This is a genomic window from Nocardia sp. NPDC049935 (assembly GCF_055586645.1).
The window spans coordinates 335071-351385 of the sequence record NZ_JBVJHV010000008.1; the positions used below are offsets into that span (position 1 = coordinate 335071).

At 69.7% G+C, this 16315-nt stretch carries 14 protein-coding genes; 10 read left to right on the forward strand and 4 right to left on the reverse strand.

What is annotated here, in order from left to right:
• Positions 1-31: 31 nt before the first annotated feature.
• From ACZ6SF_RS28185 to ACZ6SF_RS28230, 10 genes are all read left to right on the forward strand, one after another.
• The gene (locus ACZ6SF_RS28185; protein WP_466066043.1) at positions 32-388 is read left to right on the forward strand and encodes a hypothetical protein; all 357 of its coding nucleotides are present in this window, start codon (positions 32-34) and stop codon (positions 386-388) included.
• Positions 389-526: 138 nt separating this feature from the next.
• Entirely contained in the window at positions 527-2068 is a 1542-nt protein-coding gene (locus ACZ6SF_RS28190; protein WP_466066044.1) for a hypothetical protein, read from the forward strand.
• A 286-nt stretch (positions 2069-2354) separates the two neighbouring features.
• Positions 2355-4667: a sensor histidine kinase gene (locus ACZ6SF_RS28195; RefSeq protein ID WP_466066046.1), complete on the forward strand. Its 2313-nt coding sequence runs from the start codon at positions 2355-2357 to the stop codon at positions 4665-4667.
• Positions 4645-5061: a roadblock/LC7 domain-containing protein gene (locus ACZ6SF_RS28200; RefSeq protein WP_466066047.1), complete on the forward strand. Its 417-nt coding sequence runs from the start codon at positions 4645-4647 to the stop codon at positions 5059-5061. Before ACZ6SF_RS28195 ends, ACZ6SF_RS28200 begins: the two co-directional genes overlap by 23 nt.
• Entirely contained in the window at positions 5058-5432 is a 375-nt protein-coding gene (locus tag ACZ6SF_RS28205; protein ID WP_466066049.1) for a DUF742 domain-containing protein, read from the forward strand. Before ACZ6SF_RS28200 ends, ACZ6SF_RS28205 begins: the two co-directional genes overlap by 4 nt.
• Positions 5433-5719: 287 nt before the next feature.
• Positions 5720-8008, forward strand: coding sequence for a sensor histidine kinase (locus tag ACZ6SF_RS28210; RefSeq protein WP_466066050.1), 2289 nt, complete (start codon positions 5720-5722; stop codon positions 8006-8008).
• Positions 8005-8382 (forward strand): DUF742 domain-containing protein, encoded by a 378-nt coding sequence (locus ACZ6SF_RS28215; RefSeq protein ID WP_466066052.1) that lies wholly within the window; start codon positions 8005-8007, stop codon positions 8380-8382. The genes ACZ6SF_RS28210 and ACZ6SF_RS28215 overlap by 4 nt, the downstream gene beginning before the upstream one ends.
• 298 nt (positions 8383-8680) lie before the next feature.
• On the forward strand, positions 8681-11059 hold the full coding sequence (locus ACZ6SF_RS28220; protein WP_466066054.1) for a sensor histidine kinase: 2379 nt from the start codon (positions 8681-8683) through the stop codon (positions 11057-11059).
• Entirely contained in the window at positions 11056-11475 is a 420-nt protein-coding gene (locus ACZ6SF_RS28225) for a roadblock/LC7 domain-containing protein (protein WP_466066056.1), read from the forward strand. The genes ACZ6SF_RS28220 and ACZ6SF_RS28225 overlap by 4 nt, the downstream gene beginning before the upstream one ends.
• A complete protein-coding gene (locus ACZ6SF_RS28230; protein WP_466066058.1) occupies positions 11472-11852 on the forward strand; it encodes a DUF742 domain-containing protein in 381 nt (126 codons plus the stop codon). The genes ACZ6SF_RS28225 and ACZ6SF_RS28230 overlap by 4 nt, the downstream gene beginning before the upstream one ends.
• Positions 11853-11863: 11 nt before the next feature.
• On the opposite strand, the gene ACZ6SF_RS28235 is transcribed toward ACZ6SF_RS28230, so the two are convergent.
• From ACZ6SF_RS28235 to ACZ6SF_RS28250, 4 genes are all read right to left on the reverse strand, one after another.
• A complete protein-coding gene (locus ACZ6SF_RS28235; protein WP_466066060.1) occupies positions 11864-13819 on the reverse strand; it encodes a GMC family oxidoreductase N-terminal domain-containing protein in 1956 nt (651 codons plus the stop codon).
• A 114-nt stretch (positions 13820-13933) separates the two neighbouring features.
• Positions 13934-14761 (reverse strand): DUF72 domain-containing protein, encoded by an 828-nt coding sequence (locus tag ACZ6SF_RS28240; protein ID WP_466066062.1) that lies wholly within the window; start codon positions 14759-14761, stop codon positions 13934-13936.
• Between the two features lie 14 nt (positions 14762-14775).
• Positions 14776-15579: an SDR family oxidoreductase gene (locus ACZ6SF_RS28245; protein ID WP_466066064.1), complete on the reverse strand. Its 804-nt coding sequence runs from the start codon at positions 15577-15579 to the stop codon at positions 14776-14778.
• Between the two features lie 381 nt (positions 15580-15960).
• The gene (locus tag ACZ6SF_RS28250; protein ID WP_466066168.1) at positions 15961-16296 is read right to left on the reverse strand and encodes a cupin domain-containing protein; all 336 of its coding nucleotides are present in this window, start codon (positions 16294-16296) and stop codon (positions 15961-15963) included.
• Between the last annotated feature and the right edge of the window lie 19 nt (positions 16297-16315).

The window sequence follows — 16315 nt, forward strand, 5'->3', positions numbered from 1 at the left end:
CGGGTTATCCCGCGCCGAGGAGGATCCGGCGATGACCGACGATGTGGAGAAACGCTGGTCCGACGACGGGAACTTCCGCCGGGCCGTGCGCTATGTACTGGCTGTGCTGGTGGTCGCCGCGCTGGTGTGCGCGGCCACCGCACTGTGGGCCGCCACCGGCCGGTGCCGCGACGCCGAGGCGCTGCTGTGCGATACGCCCGCGCAGATCGCGGTGCTGTTCGGCCCGGGAGCGGTGTTGTTCCTGGGCGGGATCGGCGCGTTCGCCGAGACCATCCGGGTGTGGCGGCGCGGCGGGACCTGGCCGATCTGGCAGGGCGCGGGCTGGTTCCTGTTGCTGCTGACCCTGTTCTATCTCGGAATGGGCAGCGCGACGATACCGGCCGGGTGATCCACGGCGGCGCCGCGCAGCGATACCTCCCGGTAGCCCTGCTAACCCACCCCTGCGTGTGGCAGACTTTGCGGAAATGCTGGGACGACGGCCGCTCGACGACCGTGCGCGGAAGGTGATGCGGGAATTGAGAGCGCGATGGATCTGATCGCCATCGAGGGGCGGGTCGCCGCGGACCGGATCGCGGCGCGGCACCGGACCCCGGAAACCGAACTCCAACTGGCCGCCACCCTGTGTGAACTCGCCACGGGGTATCTGGAGACCAAGAACGACGGCTCGGTGCGCAACCGGGTGGCCGGCGCCCTGGAACCCGCGCAGGAAGCGGTGATGATCCGGCTGCGCTGGTTCACCGCGGGCCGGGTCTCGGCGGTATTCGCCAACGAGGTCCAGGACACGCTGCGGCTGCTGGAACAGGCGGCCCGCGCCATCGGGCATCGCGAACTCGCCACCGCCACCATCCGCGACGCCTGTAATGCCTATACGCAGGTGGCACACGAGTACCCGAACGCGGCGGGGGTCTGCGCGGACGGTCTGTCCAAATGCGGTGTGTGGCTGTGCCGGCTCGATCCGGGCGCGGCGGTGGTCGCCACCGACGAGGCGGTGCGCATCCGCGCCACCCTGTTCCAGGCCGATCCCGAGCAATCCCGTAAATACCTCGCCACCCTGAACACCCTGTTGCGCACGCTGATGGTGGGCCGGCAGCGCAAACAGGCCGTGTCGATGTACCGCGAGCGCTATACCGCGCTCACGACGCCCACCATGGCGGCACAGTTGCGCGCGCTGAAGATCGAGGAGATCGGTTTCACCGGCAAAACCCAGTCCGCGCTGCGGAAACTGGAATGCCGGACGCTGGAGCGCGCCGGCTATCTGACCCAGCAGCAGATCCTGTACCAAAGCGCGGGCGATCTGGCCACGATCGAGGAGATCAACTGGCAGCTGGCGCTGGTCGGGTTGAAACCGCTGGTCGCCGGGGCGATGCCGGATCAGCCCGCCAAACCGGTGGAGATCGGTTCGTCGTTCGGGGCGTTGAGCGTGCTGTGTTCGGCGCCCGACGCGCTGGAACAGGTGCGGGCCGCGATCATCGAGGCCTTCACCGCGGCGGGCGCCGAACGGGCCGATATCAACACCGCCTACGGAGTGGACAAGGCGCACTGGGGGACCCGGGATCCGCAGATGAACGCCGCCACCGAACTCGGTGAGGACATCGTGCTCGTGGAACGACTCTCGGGTAGCTGGGTGGCGGTGAAGAGCCTGAAATGGGAGCTCACCCCGGTGGCGAAGAACCCGCTGGCGCTGAGCCTGTCGAAACATTGGCCGGTGATGAGCGTGACCAGCACCGAAAGCTTCGCCTACGAGTTGTGTTGGTACGAGCAGGGCAGCGCCACGCAGTACGCGGCGCTGGGCCGGCCGGCCGAGCCGGTCGCCCTGGACGCCCCGCTGGCGCCATTGGATTTCGGTAAATTGGCCGACTACGGCGCCGATTACGCCTCGGAGACCCAGATCCGTTCCGCGTTCGGTAATGCCACCATGTTCGCGAAACTGACCGAACTTCCGGCCAGCGGTGTCCGGCAGGCGGCCGAGGCGCAACCGCTCGCGGATTACGGCGATCTGGTGCTGTGCTTCCGCGCGGCCGCCGGACGCACCACCACTTCCCGGACCACCGGCTCGGCACTCCGGTAAAAGAAAGATTCGGAATTCGGCGAATACTCCTGGTGAGACTCGTCATTTTCCTGACTGAAACGCGGAACTTTCGGTAAATTCTCGGATCGAGCACGACGCATTGCCGGATCACCGCCAGTGCCTAGAGAGTTGGGCGGTGGCCGGCCACGTATGCCGTCGGACGCGCGCATGCCCGGGAACGAGTTGACCTGCCGTGGCCGTACGACTGCCCCTCCCCCGATTTCTTGCCCGCAGACTCGATGCCCGCCGGGACCGGACGCGCGGCCGGGTGGGTGTCCGGACCCGCTTGCTCGCGATCGTCCTGATCACCAGCGTCGTCCTGCTGGCGATCGGCGTCGGGGCCGCGGCGTACCTGGTGCAATCCGGCCGGGAGGCCCGGGAATGGGCGGACCTGGCGAGCAGCACCACGGCCCCCGCCATCCTCATGGTCCGGTCCCTCCAGGAGGAAAGGCGGCTATCGCTGCTGTACCTGGCCGGTGATCCCGGCGCGGCGCCCGCTCTGGTGGATGCGCGGCAGCGCTCCGATGCGGCCCTGGCGATGCTCACGGCCAAAGGTGATGCCGCCCAGCGGCTCGACCCCGACGGGTCGAAGGACCAGCTGGAGGGGTATCGCAAGCTCTTCGAGGCGGTGCCGATGCTGCGCGCGGGCGTCGACGCCCGCGCACTGCCGCGAGAGGAAGCGTTCGGGTTCTTCGGCACCGTGATCGATACCGTGATCGACGCCTCGGTCCTGGCCGCCCGGGTGGCTCCCGACGCGGGTATCGGCATCGCACTCGACTACGGGGTCGACCCGCTGCGCGCCGCCGAGGCGCTGTCGAGGGCCGATACCGTCGGCGCGGTGGCGCTCACCCTCGGTGAGCTGAGCAACGCGCAACTGATCGAATTCAACCGCCTGGTCGGCGAATTCCGCGGCGAAGTGGCGTATTCGGCCACCCAACTCCAGGGACAGCGGCTGGCGCAGCTGGAGGCGATCACCACCTCCCCGGCCTGGTATCAGCTGATCGCCGTACAGGACGCGGTGATGCTGCGCGGACCGGTCACGGCCGAGGAAGCCGACGACAGCACGACGAGCACCACCGGCAGCCGCTACGGTGCCGGCGAGCCGACCGAATCCGAAACCCCCGAATTGCCGCTGGGCGTTCCCGAATGGCAGCGGGCCTCCGGCGAGGTCATCGGCGGACTGCTGAAACTGTGGGAGGACCAGAGCGCGGATGCCCATGCCACCGCCCGGGCCCAGGGCGAGGACACCGCGTTCCGTTCGCTGCTCGGCGGCGCGGCGGTCCTGCTGATCACGGCGCTGGCCTTCCTCGCCGCGCTCGTGCTGGCGAACCGGTTCATCGCCCGGATGCGCCGGTTGCGCACCGACACCCTGGAACTCGCCGATCAGCGGCTGCCCGACATCATGGCCCGCCTGGAGCGGGGCGAGAAGATCGATTCCGCCGCCGAGGTCTCCCGGCTGGACTTCGGCACCGACGAACTCGGTCAGGTGGCCGACGCGTTCAACCGGGCCCAGGTGGCCGCGATCTCGGCCGCCGTGGCCGAGGCCCAGACCCGCGCCGGGTTCCACACCGTCTTCCTGAATATCGCGCACCGCAACCAGCTGGCCGTGCACCGGCAGCTCGCCCTGCTGGACCGGGCCGAACGCCAGGAAGAGAACGCCGAACAGCTCGAGCTGCTGTTCGAACTCGACCATCTCGCCACCCGCGCCCGCCGCCACGCCGAGAACCTCATCGTGCTCGGCGGCGAACAGCCGGGCCGGCGCTGGCGTAATCCGGTGCCGCTGTGGGATCTGGTCCGCGGCGCGGCGGCGGAAAGCCTGGACTACACCCGGATCCATACCGGCCGGGTGGCCGACGTCCGGGTGATCGGGAAGGCCGCCTCCGATCTCATCCATCTGCTCGCGGAGCTGATGGACAACGCCACCGCCTTCTCGCCGCCGGAATCCCGGGTCGAGGTGTCGGCGACCGTGGTCGGGCGCGGGGTCGCGGTCGAGGTGGCCGATCAGGGTCTGGGAATGTCGGAGGAGGAGATCGACACCCGTAACCGGTTGCTGGCCGAGCCACCGGACTTCGGAGTGGCCGCGCTGACCGGCGATACCCGGCTCGGCCTGTTCGTCGTCGCCACCCTGGCGGCCCGGCACGGGGTCGCGGTGCGGTTGTCGGAGTCCGCGTACGGCGGGATCAAGGCCATCGTGATCATTCCGACCCCGCTCACCGAAGTGGGCGGACCGCCTTCCGGTGAACGCCCGGCCATCGAACCGGTCCGGGAAACCCGGCCCGCGCCCACGCGGTCCCACGGCAGCGCCGCACCACCCCGCAGCGCCAACGGAATGGCCGAAACTCTCACCATCGTCGCGGAACCCCGCCCGTCCGAGAGCGCCCGACCGCCGCTGCCCCGGCGAAACAGACCACCGGCCGATAGCGATACCGGACGGATCCCCGTCCTCGAGACGCCCCCGACCCGCACCCCGGACCAGGCACGAAACCTCATGTCGGCCATCGAGGGCGGCACCCGGTCGGGGCGGCGCGCCGGTCCGGCACACCCCACAACCGAACACCGTCGAGAAGAAGGCAACGATGACCACTTCCCCGCGCACTGACCTGAGCTGGCTCCTCGAAGAACTGGTCAGTGGTCTGCCCGACGCCGAATCCGCCGTTCTGCTGTCCACCGACGGCCTGCTGATGGGCCATTCGGCCGCACTCGACCGCGTCGACGCCGAACGATTCTCGGCGATGGCCTCGGCGTTCCACAGCCTGGCCCGTAGCGCCGGCAGCCATTTCGACGCCGGCGGCGTCTGCCAGACGGTCGTCGAACTCGACCGGGCCGTCCTGTTCATCACCGCGGCCGGCGGTAACGCCTGCCTCGCCCTGCTGGCCGCCGATTCCGCGGATATGGGGATGGTGGCCTACGAGATGAACCGCACCGTCGCGCGGGTGGGCGCGCATCTCGCGGTCGAGGCCCGCCCCTATCCGAACGGCGCGAGACTGCCGTGAACGCCCCGCACGACCCCTGGGACGAGGAGGACGCCGGACCCGTCGTACGCCTCTACGCGGTGACCCGCGGCAGGGGCCGCTCCGCGCGGGCCGATCTCACCCTCGATACCAGGGTGGTCGATGCCGGGGCCGGATTCGCGCCGCGGCGTACCGAACCCGAGTACGTCGATATCATCCGGCTGTGCCGGCACCCGCAATCGGTGGCCGAGGTCTCGGCGCAACTGCATCTCCCGCTCGCGCTGACCAAGATCCTCATCGCCGATCTCATCGACGACGGCAGGCTGATCGTGCGCGCTCCCGTCGAGGCCACCGCCGCCGCACCCGACCTCGACCTGCTGCGGACCATAGCCCACAGCCTGCGGGGAGGCTGATCTCACACCCGATCACAATCCAAACATCGTGGACCGCTCGGTGAGACCCGTCACCGGCCGAGCGGGCGACTTGCTATGGTCTCCGGACGAAACCCGATGCGTCGCCGGAGTTGTCGGCGACGCCGAGCATTGGGTGGTGGGCCGGGCGCCGGGATGTCGTACGCGGCGCATCGCCGGGAACGAGTTGATCGATTGTGGCTGGTCTGCGGCGCCTACCCGGATCATTGGTCCGGGCGACCGGTTTCGGCGGAGAGGGATTTCGCGGCCGGATCGGTATCCGCACCCGGATGCTCGCGATAGTCCTCGTCACCAGTGTCACCCTGCTGGCGGTCGGCACCGGGACCGCCGGATATCTGCTGTTCTCGAGCCTGAAGGCCACCGTATGGGCCAATCTGATCAGCAGTACGACGACCCCGGTCATCTCGATGGTGCAGTCCTTCGAAGAGGAACGGCGCCTGACGCTGCTGTTCCTGGAGAACGATCCGACCGCGGCGGACAAACTGGTACCCGCCCGCAAACGCTCCGATGACGCCCTGGCCGCCGTGATCGAGAAGGGCGAGGCCGCCCAGCGGCTCGATCCCGACGGGTCGGCGGCCGAACTCGAGACGTTCCGCCCCCTCTACAACCGGGTGCCCGGGATGCGCGACGCGATCGATACCCGCGTCGTCCCCCGGGAGGAAGTGTTCGCCTTCTTCACCGAGGTGATCGATACGATCTTCACCGCCTCGCTCATCGCGGCCCGGGTCGCGCCCGAGGCGAGCACCGCCCTGGAACTCGGGTACGGCGTCGAACCGCTCCGGGCCGCCGAGGCGCTGTCCAAGGCCGACGCGCTGGGCGTGGTCGCTGTGATGCGCGGCCAGCTCACCCCCGGCCAGTTGCTGGAGTTCACCCGGCACGCGGGCGAGTTCCGGGCCCAGGCGGTCTATGCCGCGGCGGTGCTGAAGGGCAAACGGCTCGACCAGTTGCGCGCGATCACCGACTCGCCGGCCTGGCACCAGGTGGTCGAGATTCAGGACGCCGTCATCCTGCGCGGTCCGGTGCCCTCCCGCGGCGCGAACACCGACGGGTCCGGCTCCGAGCAGTCCGGCCGGGGCGATACCGCCCTGCCGCTCACCGTGCCCGCCTGGCAGGAGGCATCCCAGCAGCTCAACTCGGCATTGCTGAAGCTGTGGGAGGACCAGAGCCGCGACGCCCACGCCACCGCGCGCTCCGAGGGCACCACCACGGCCGCGACCTCACTCGCCGGCGGCATTCTCGTCCTGCTGATCACCGGACTGGCCGTCGGCACGGCACTGCTGATGGTCAACCGGTTCGTCGCGCGGATGCGCCGGCTGCGCAAGGACACCCTGGAACTCGCCGACGAACGCCTGCCCGACATCATGCGCCGTCTCGACAACGGCGAACAGGTCGATTCCGCCACCGCGGTGCCCGCGCTCGACTTCGGCACCGATGAGCTCGGCGAGGTCGCGAACGCGTTCAACCGGGCACAGCTCGCGGCAGTCTCGGCGGCGGTCGCGGAATCGCGCACCCGGTCGGGCTTCCGGAGCGTCTTCCTGAACATCGCGCACCGCAGCCAGGTGACCGTGCACCGCCAGCTGACGCTGCTGGAACGTGCCGAACGCCAGGAAGAGAACGTCGACCAGCTCGAACTGCTGTTCCAGCTCGACCATCTCGCCACCCGCGCCCGGCGCCACGCCGAGAACCTCATCGTCCTCGGCGGCGAGAAACCCGGCCGCCGCTGGCGCAAGCCCATCCCGCTGTGGGATCTGATCCGCGGCGCGGAGGCCGAGAGCCTGGACTACACCCGGATCCAGATCGGCCATATCAGTCATGTCCATATCGCCGGTCAGGCCACGGCCGACCTCATCCACCTGCTCGCGGAACTGATCGACAACGCGACCGCCTTCTCGCCGCCGCAGTGCCAGGTGGAGGTGTCGGCGACCGAGGTCGGGCGCGGGGTCGCGGTGGAGATCAGCGATCAGGGACTGGGCATGACCGAGCAGGAGATCGCCGAACGCAACCGGCTGCTGGCCGAACCGCCCGACTTCGGGGTGGCGGCGCTGACCGGCCAGACGCGTCTCGGACTGTTCGTGGTCGCCACGCTGGCGGCCCGGCACGAGGTCTCGGTGCGGCTCGCGGCATCGGAATCCGGTGGGCTCAAGGCGATCGTGCTCATTCCCGGTCCCCTCGTCGAAACCGGTGTTCCCCTCGAATCGCCGGTGCCCGAACCCGCGCTCGCCGGCGCCGGATCCAAGACTCCGCCCGCCCGGACCAACGGCGCCTCGGCCGCGCCCGCCCTCGCGGTGGCCGCCGAACAGGTCACCGAGAAGCTGCCCGTTCCCGCCGCCCCGGGCGCCAAACCGCCGCTGCCCCGCCGGCGCCGCCAGTCCGCCGAACCCGATACCGGCGAGAACCCGGCCGCCGCGGCCGCCGCCGAGCCGACCCATGAGCGCACCCCCGAACAGGCGCGCGATCTGATGGCCGCGATCGAGGGCGGCACCCGTTCGGGCCGCGAGCAGAGCGCCGAGACCGCGGATTCCGGCACCTCGGATCCGGAGGGTGAGCGACAGCCGTGAACCCGCCCGACGACGAACCCTGGGACGAAGAGGTAGTCGGACCTGTCGTCCGGCTCTACGCGCTGACCCGCGGCCGGGGCCGGTCGCGCCGGTCGGAACTCACCCTCGACACCATGGTGGTCGATACCGAGGCGGGGCTCGCGCCCCGGCGTTCCGCCCCCGAATACGTCGCCATCGTCCAACTCTGCCGGACCCCGCAATCGGTGGCCGAGATATCGGCCCATATCCACGTTCCCCTCACTCTCACCAAAGTGCTGGTCGGCGATCTGATCGAGGACGGCCGGCTCGCTGTGCGCGCGCCGGTGCGGACCACCGACGACGAGGCCGGACTCGGACTGCTGAAGACCATCGCCAACAGTCTGCGCGGCGGCTGACGCGGATCGGCGGAGAACGCCGCGTGAACGACCGGTGCGACCCCCCGCTCCCGGGAGGCTGAAACGACTCTTCTTCGCTAGGGTCTGAGACAGATGGGGCATTGCCGGGATCACCGCAATGCAGGGAAAGTTGGGGCGACGAGCCGAACCGACAACGTGGTGGTGGCGCTCCCCCCGGGAACGAGTGGGACCTACTTTGGCTTTTCGGCTTCTCCCCGCAGCACCGGCCCGCAGGATCGGTTCCGGACGGGATCGCACCCGCGGCCGGGTCGGAATCCGCACCCGATTGCTCGCGATCGTGCTGATCACCAGTGTCGCGCTGCTGACGATCGGTATCGGCGCCGCCGCCTACCTGGTGCAATCCGGCCGCGACGCCACGAAATGGGCGGAACTGGCGAGCAGCACCACCACCCCGGCGATCTCGATGGTGCAGGCCTTCCAGGAGGAGCGGCGGCTGTCGTCGCTGTATCTGGCGGGCAATCTCGCTGTGGGGCCGGCGCTGGTGGACGCGCGCAAGGAATCCGACCTCGCCCTGGCCGCGGTCGTCGCCAAGAACGACGCCGCCCAGCAGCTGAGTCCCGCGGGGTCGGAAGCCGAACTGCAGGAATACGTCCAGCTCTTCGGGCGTATTCCGACGACCCGCGCGGCCGTGGACGCCCGCGCGATCCCCCGCGAGGACGCGTTCGGCTTCTTCGGCCAGGTGATCGACACCATCGTCGCGGCGTCGATGCTGGCGGCGCGGGTGGCCCCGAACGCCGGGCTGGCGATCTCGCTCGGCTACGGTGTCGAACCCCTGCGCGCCGCGGAGTCGCTGTCCAGCGCCGATACGCTCGGCGCGGCGGCGCTCACCCTCGATGAGCTGTCCCAGGCCCAGCTGGTCGAGTTCAACCGCTACGTCGGCGAATTCCGGGGCGAGATCGCGTATTCCGCCGCCGTGCTGCGCGGTGACCGGCTCGCCCAGCTCCAGGAGATCACCGGCTCCGCCGCGTATCAGCAGGTGATCGCGATGCAGGACGCCATCATGCAGCGCGGCGCCCGGCTCCCCGGGGAATCCCGGCCGGAGACGACCGAGACCGGACGCGCGGGCGCCGGTGAACGGGCCGGCAGCGAGCCGGCGGCCCTGCCGATGGATATCACCACCTGGCAGCAGGCTTCCGGCCAGGTCACCGGGCGGCTGCTGAAACTCTGGGAGGATCAGAGCAACGACGCCCATGCCACGGCCCGGGCCCAGGGCGACGATACGGCGATGCGCTCGCTGGCCGGCGGCGCGGCGGTGCTGCTGCTGACCGTGCTGGCCTTCCTCGCCGCGCTGGTGCTGGCCAACCGGTTCATCGCGCGGATGCGCCGCCTGCGCAACGACACTCTGGAACTGGCGGATAAACGCCTGCCCGATCTCATGCAGCGCCTGGACGAGGGTGAAGACGTCGATTCCGCCGCCGAGGTGGCGAAACTGGACTTCGGCACCGATGAGCTCGGTGAGGTCGCCGACGCCTTCAACCGGGCCCAGGTGGCGGCCGTCTCCGCGGCGGTGGCCGAGGCCAAGACCCGGGCCGGTTTCCACACCGTCTTCCTCAACATCGCGCACCGCAACCAGCTGGCGGTGCACCGCCAGCTGGCGCTGCTGGACCGGGCCGAACGCCGGGAGGAGAACGCCGACCAGCTCGAACTCCTCTTCGAGCTCGATCATCTCGCCACTCGTGCCCGGCGCCATGCCGAGAACCTGATCGTGCTCGGCGGCGAGAAACCGGGCCGCCGGTGGCGTAACCCGGTGCCGCTCTGGGACATCATCCGCGCGGCCGCGGCGGAGAGCCAGGACTACACCCGGGTCCACAGCGGCCGCGTACCGGATATGCGCGTCGTCGGTAAGGCCGCCTCCGATCTCATCCATCTGCTCGCGGAACTGATGGACAACGCGACCACGTTCTCGCCGCCGGAATCCCGGGTCGAGGTCTCGGCGACCATGGTCGGCCGCGGAGTCGCGGTCGAGGTCGCCGATCAGGGTCTCGGTATGCCAGAGGACGAGATCGAGACCCGCAACAAGGCGCTGGCCGAACCGCCCGATTTCGGCGTCGCGGCGCTCACCGCGGATACCCGGCTGGGATTGTTCGTGGTCGCCACACTGGCGGCCCGGCACGATATCTCGGTGCGTCTGGCCGAATCGGCGTACGGCGGTATCAAGGCGATCGTGCTGATCCCGACGGTGCTCACCGAGCCCGGCGGGCCGCATCCGCTCGAACCGGCCGCGGTGGTCGACTCCACACCACTGGCCGAGTCCACCGTCACGGCCCGGCACACCACCGCCGTGGTGCACACCGCGCCCGCACCGCGCGAGGCCCCCGCCCGGCGTCCGGCGCCGGCGCCCCGCGCGGACGGCTCGGAGTCGGCCTGGCGGAATTCCTTCTCCACCCGGCCGGTGCACAGCGCTCCCCACGAGTCCTATCCACCCGAAAACGCCTACGGCGACCCCGAGGCCGCCGGGCGCCCCCCGCTACCGCGCCGCGACCGCAAACCCCTCGATCCGGACACCGGGACGTTCCCGCCCGTCACCGAGGCCCGGCAGCGCACCCCCGACCAGGCACGTAACCGGATGTCCGCGATATCGCGCGGTAGCCGGTCGGGCCGGAAACCGAACGGCTCCACGCCCGACCACCGCACTCGACGGGAAGGTGAACGATGACCACTCCCAATCGCGCCGATCTCAGCTGGCTCCTCGAAGAGCTGGTCAGCGGTCTCCCCGATGCCGATTCGGCGGTACTGCTGTCCACCGACGGCCTGCTGATGGGATATTCCTCCCGGCTGGATCGCGCGGACGCCGAACGCTTTTCCGCGATGGCGTCGGCGTTCCACAGTCTGGCCCGCAGCGCCGGCACCCATTTCGACGCCGGGGGCGTCTGCCAGACGGTCGTCGAACTCGACCGGGCCGTCCTGTTCATCACCGCGGCCGGCGGTAACGCCTGCCTCGCCCTGCTGGCCGACGACGCGGCGGATATGGGGATGGTGGCCTACGAGATGAACCGTACGGTGATGCGGGTCGGCGCCCATCTGGGCGTCGACGCCCGGCCGTCGTATCCGAACGGCGCGAGACCGCGGTGAGCCCTCGGGACGACGAACTGTGGGACGACGAGGACGCCGGCCCCGTCGTCCGTCTCTACGCGGTGACCCGGGGCCGGGGCCGCACCGCCCGTCCGGAGATCGGCCTCGACACCAGGGTGGTCGATATCGGGGTGGGGTTCGCGCCGCGCCGGACCGAACCCGAGTACGTGGACATCATCCGGCTGTGCCGGTATCAGCAGTCGGTCGCGGAGATCTCGGCACAGCTGAATCTCCCGCTGGCTCTGACGAAGGTCCTGGTCGGCGATCTCATCGATGACGGCAGACTGGCCGTTCGCGCCCCGGTGGAGGTCACCATCGACCCGACCCGGGATATCGAGATGTTGCGGACCATCGCGCAGAGCCTGCGGGGGATCTGACGACTTCTCTCTCAGTTCAGCCGTGCGGCCAGGCGTGTCGCGTTCATATGCGCGATCGCCTCGATCGACACCATCGGATTCACACCCGACGCCGTCGGGAAGCAGGACGCGTCGGCGACGACGATATTCGGGACGTCCCAGGTGACGCCGTCCGGGTCGGTGGCCGAAAGCTCCGGGGAACCGCCCATCCGGGCCGATCCCATGATGTGCAGCGCGCCGAGCGCGCAGTTGCCGGGCCCGTAGCCGGCCGCGCGGGCGGCGGCCGCGAACTCGCCGTGCGACCCGCGCACGCCCGGTTCGTAGGAGACGCCCGCCTGATGCCCCGACCAGATCCGCCGGGCTCCGGCCGCCTCCAGGATGCGGGCCGCGCCCTCCACCCCGGTGTGCAGATGGCCGGCGTCGTAGTCCGACAGCCGGTACTTCACCGTCGGCTCACCGTCTTTGCCGAGTTCGACCGACCCGGAATCGCGGTCGCGGGTGATGATGCCGATGGCGTTGGTGCGGGCGAAATCCACCAGCACATCGCGATGGTTCCGCGAACCCCGCCAGCTCATGAATCCGGTCGCGGAACCCGGCTGCAGCGGCCCGGTCTCGTAGATCACGCCGTAGCCGTTGCCGTCGAGGTCGGCGTCGTGGCGGCAGATCCGCGTCTGCAAACCGCCTTCCCAGGGCCGGATCTCCTCGTCGAACACGCCGAAGACCGCCGACGCCGGATGCAGCCGCAGATAGCGCCCGATGTTCTTGTTCTTCAGTCCGGACCGCCGCAGCAGCGCGGGAGTCTGGATCGCGCCCGCCGACACCACCACCGCGCGCGCCCGCACGTCGAACTCGACTCCGCCGGTGGTGCGCACCGAGACCGATTCGGCCTTACCGCCGCGCACGTCGATCCGGCGCACATCGGCGTCCACGATCAGCCGGGCACCCCGGGCGGCCGCATCGGCCAGCCACGTCTTGGTCACCGACTGTTTGGCCCCGACCCGGCACCCGCTGCCGCAGCGGCCGCATTCCACTCCGGCGTCGCAGGCGTCGGTCACATTGCGCGGCAGCGGATCCACCTGCCAGCCGAGCGCGCTCGCGCCCTTCTCCAGGGTGGTGTCCCGCAGCGAGATGGTCGAGCGCTGTTCGTTCACCCCGATCCGCCGCACCACCGCGTCGAGGGATTCGGTGAACTCGGCTTCGCCGAACTGGCTCGCGCCCAGGCCCGCCCATTCCTCCCGCACCGCGTCGGGGGTCGCCAGCGAGGTGCTCCAGTTGACGACGGTGCCGCCGCCGAGACAGGTCCCCGCCACCAGCGAGATCTGTCCTTCCGCCGACGCCAGCGGGCCGGGCGCGTACAACTGTTTCAGGCCGTCGAGTTCGCCGGTGCCGAAATCCCGGTCGTCGTAGTAGCCGCCGCGTTCCAGGACCACCACATCGAGCCCCGCCTCGGCGAGCACCCCGGCCGCCGTGCCGCCACCGGCGCCCGAGCCGACGATCACCACATCACAGGTGAGCGTGCCGGGTTCGGTGATGCGCTGCGGAGACAGAGCCGGCCGCGGCGCCGCGGGCAGGACTCCGGGCGGGCCGGGGTAGCCCATCTCCTTCCACAGCGGATTGGATCCGGTCGGGCCCGGGGTCACGTTGTAGGCCAGCAGCGAGGCCTGTTTCAGCGCTTGGAACACCGCCCGCACCGCGCCGATCCGGGAGTCGCCGAGGCGCAGCATGGCGCGCTCGCGGCCCTCCTGGGACAGGGACGAATACCGGCGCGGCCCCCATCCGGTGAGCAGCCCGGTCACCGGCGAATCCCAGATACCCAGCAACGTGGCCAGTTGCTTGGTATCGGCTTCCCGTGGATTACGGGCCAGAAGTTCGAGAACGGTATCCACGGCGCCGAGTTCGGACGCCGAGGGCAGGGTCTGACCGTCGCCCGGCAGGAACGTATCGCAGATCATTTCCAGCGCGGCGCGCTGTTTACTGGTCGGTTTCATAAGCATCCACCCTTCACAACTGCGGAAGTTCTACCACGGTGTGCGAATCCGCGCTCACTAACGAGCACTAAGCCAGGCAATTGGTTCTTAATCAGAGATGAATGGCGATTTACTTCAGAAGAGGGTCATCGGTTCCGTTTGCGCCGGGTCGGGCAGCGGCGCCAGATCCGGGAGCAGCGCGCCTACCTCGGCGTGGAAGCGGCGGGCCAGATCACGCGACGAGGCGTTGTCCGGGGTGTGCAGGAACACCGTCGGCGACCGTCCCTCCCGCAACCAGGCCACGGTCTGCTCGACCCAGGGCCGCCAGCCCGTCACCGTCGCTTCGGGATCGTCGCGGCCGTGGTACCGCACGATCGGCGTCTCGGTGAGCGCGGTCATCCGTCGCGGCAGCCGCGGTTTCTTGGACTGCGCCTCGTATTCCGCCGAACTCGCGGGCTTGTGCGCGAACAGCACCGTGGTATCGAACGGCACCCATTCCGCGCCGGCCCGCCCCAGTACCCGCTCGAGCTGCGTCGCGGCGTCCCGGTCGGTGAAGAACGCCGGATGCCGCACCTCCACCGCCGCCCGCAGTCCCGCCGGCAGCCGCCGCACGAAACTCGCCAGCGCGACGAGATCGCCGGGCCCGAACGAGCCCGGTAGCTGGATCCACAGCGCGTGCATCCGCGATCCCAGCGGTTCCATGACGTGCAGGAAGTTGTTCATCTCGGCGTCGGCTCCCGAGAGCCGCCGCTCATGGGTGACGGTCTTGGGCAGTTTCATCACGAACCGGAACCCGGGATCCGTCTGCTCCGCCCAGGTCTGCACCGTCTTACGAGCCGGGACCGCGTAGAAGGTGGTGTTGCCCTCCACCGCGTCGCACCAGCTCGCATATCCGCGCAGTTTGTCCCCGGTGACCGGCCAGGCGCTGTGCGTCCACATGGCGCAGCCCACGGACAAGCGCATATTCCGGCCGCCCGTCAGCGCTTCAGCCCGTGCGTCCGCGCGACCACCTTCTCGATCACCGCCGCCGGCAGCAGCCGCCGCAGCAGGAATACCACCGGCGCCCGGCTGCCCTTGGCGTACAGCGGCTTCGGCTTGTCCGCCTCGACGGCCCGCAGAATCGTCCGCGCCACCGCCTCGGGGCCGGTACCCGCGCGCTCGTTACGGTCCAGGTTGTCGATCATCGTCGCGAAATCCGCCGCGTACACCGACTCTCCGCCGATGTACTTGGTGCGCCGCTCCCCGATCCCGGTCGCGATCGACCCCGGCTCCACCGTGGTGATCCACACCCCGAAAGGCGCCGTCTCCAGCCGCGCCGCGTCCGCGAACCCTTTGATCGCCGCCTTGGTCGCCACATACGACGACCGATACGCCAGCGGGAAACTCGCCAGCATCGAGCCGACCATCACGATCCGCCCGTATCCCCGCTCCCGCATTCCCGGCAGCACCGCCTGCGTCAACTGCACGGCCCCGAAGACATTCAACTGGAAGATCCGCGCGACCGCGGCGCGCGGCAACTCCTCGATCGGCCCCGACTGACTCTCCCCCGCATTGTTGACCAGCACATCCACCGGCCCCAGCGCGGCGGCGAACTCCTCGATCCCCTCCGGGTCGGTCAGGTCCAGCGCCCGGTACTCCACCCCCGCGACCCGCACCGATTCGTCGATGGCATCCGGGTTCCGGCTGGTCCCGATCACTCGATACCCCCGCTCGGCCAGCAGCGCGGCGGTAGCCCGCCCGATTCCCGACGACGCCCCGGTCACCAGTGCGGTCTTGGTCATCACGATCCCATCCTCGACATTGCGGCCGCGTGGCTGCCCACCACCCGGTTCGCCAATCTAACGGACGGGCCTACCGGGCCGCGCAGAGCACCGGTAGGCGGGCCCGGTCAGAAGGTGAGGGCGCCGGTCATATAGCCCAGCACGTTGAGGAAGAGGATGTACTGCAGAAACGGAGGCATTTCGAGCCCTCTCGACTATCGATGGCGAACACGGAACCGACGTGTGTACCCGCCCGCTCCCCCGGCCCGCGAACATCGTGAATACAACCGTCATTGATAGCTTCGGGCTCGCGCCCGCCGCGGTTACAGTCCTACCCGCCCCCTCTTTCGGGGGCATTCCCGCTGCGGGTGGGCCGGTTTCGGCACCGGGCGGGCCGCGACCTCACCCCCGCGGGTAGAAGAGGAAAAGCGTGCACCCGGTTCGCGAGGCGGGCACATGCCACGATCCCGCCGGCGCGTGCAGGAAGGTCCCGGCCGGATAATCGCGCGCGCCGTCGTTGAACACACCGGCGACCACGTAGACCTCCTCCGGACCCGGCTCGTGCACATCGCGACGCGGCCATGCGGTACCCGGATCCATTTCCAGCACATCGGCGTGCGCGCCGTCCGGCCCCTTCCACAGCGGACGCAGCCGGATCCCGGGGAACAATTCCCGGACAGGCGATTCGTCGACGGCGACAGCGAGATAGCCCTCCTGGGCCGATATTTCGGGATGCATCGTTCCACCGTCGCGCGCG

Bases quoted from the DNA above. Each gene is read 5' to 3' on its own strand.
- ACZ6SF_RS28185 (WP_466066043.1), top strand. From the start codon at position 32: ATGACCGACGATGTGGAGAAACGCTGGTCCGACGACGGGAACTTCCGC.
- ACZ6SF_RS28190 (WP_466066044.1), top strand. From the start codon at position 527: ATGGATCTGATCGCCATCGAGGGGCGGGTCGCCGCGGACCGGATCGCG.
- ACZ6SF_RS28200 (WP_466066047.1), top strand. From the start codon at position 4,645: ATGACCACTTCCCCGCGCACTGACCTGAGCTGGCTCCTCGAAGAACTG.
- ACZ6SF_RS28210 (WP_466066050.1), top strand. From the start codon at position 5,720: ATGCTCGCGATAGTCCTCGTCACCAGTGTCACCCTGCTGGCGGTCGGC.
- ACZ6SF_RS28225 (WP_466066056.1), top strand. From the start codon at position 11,056: ATGACCACTCCCAATCGCGCCGATCTCAGCTGGCTCCTCGAAGAGCTG.
- ACZ6SF_RS28235 (WP_466066060.1), bottom strand. From the start codon at position 13,819: ATGAAACCGACCAGTAAACAGCGCGCCGCGCTGGAAATGATCTGCGAT.
- ACZ6SF_RS28240 (WP_466066062.1), bottom strand. From the start codon at position 14,761: ATGCGCTTGTCCGTGGGCTGCGCCATGTGGACGCACAGCGCCTGGCCG.
- ACZ6SF_RS28245 (WP_466066064.1), bottom strand. From the start codon at position 15,579: ATGACCAAGACCGCACTGGTGACCGGGGCGTCGTCGGGAATCGGGCGG.
- ACZ6SF_RS28250 (WP_466066168.1), bottom strand. From the start codon at position 16,296: ATGCATCCCGAAATATCGGCCCAGGAGGGCTATCTCGCTGTCGCCGTC.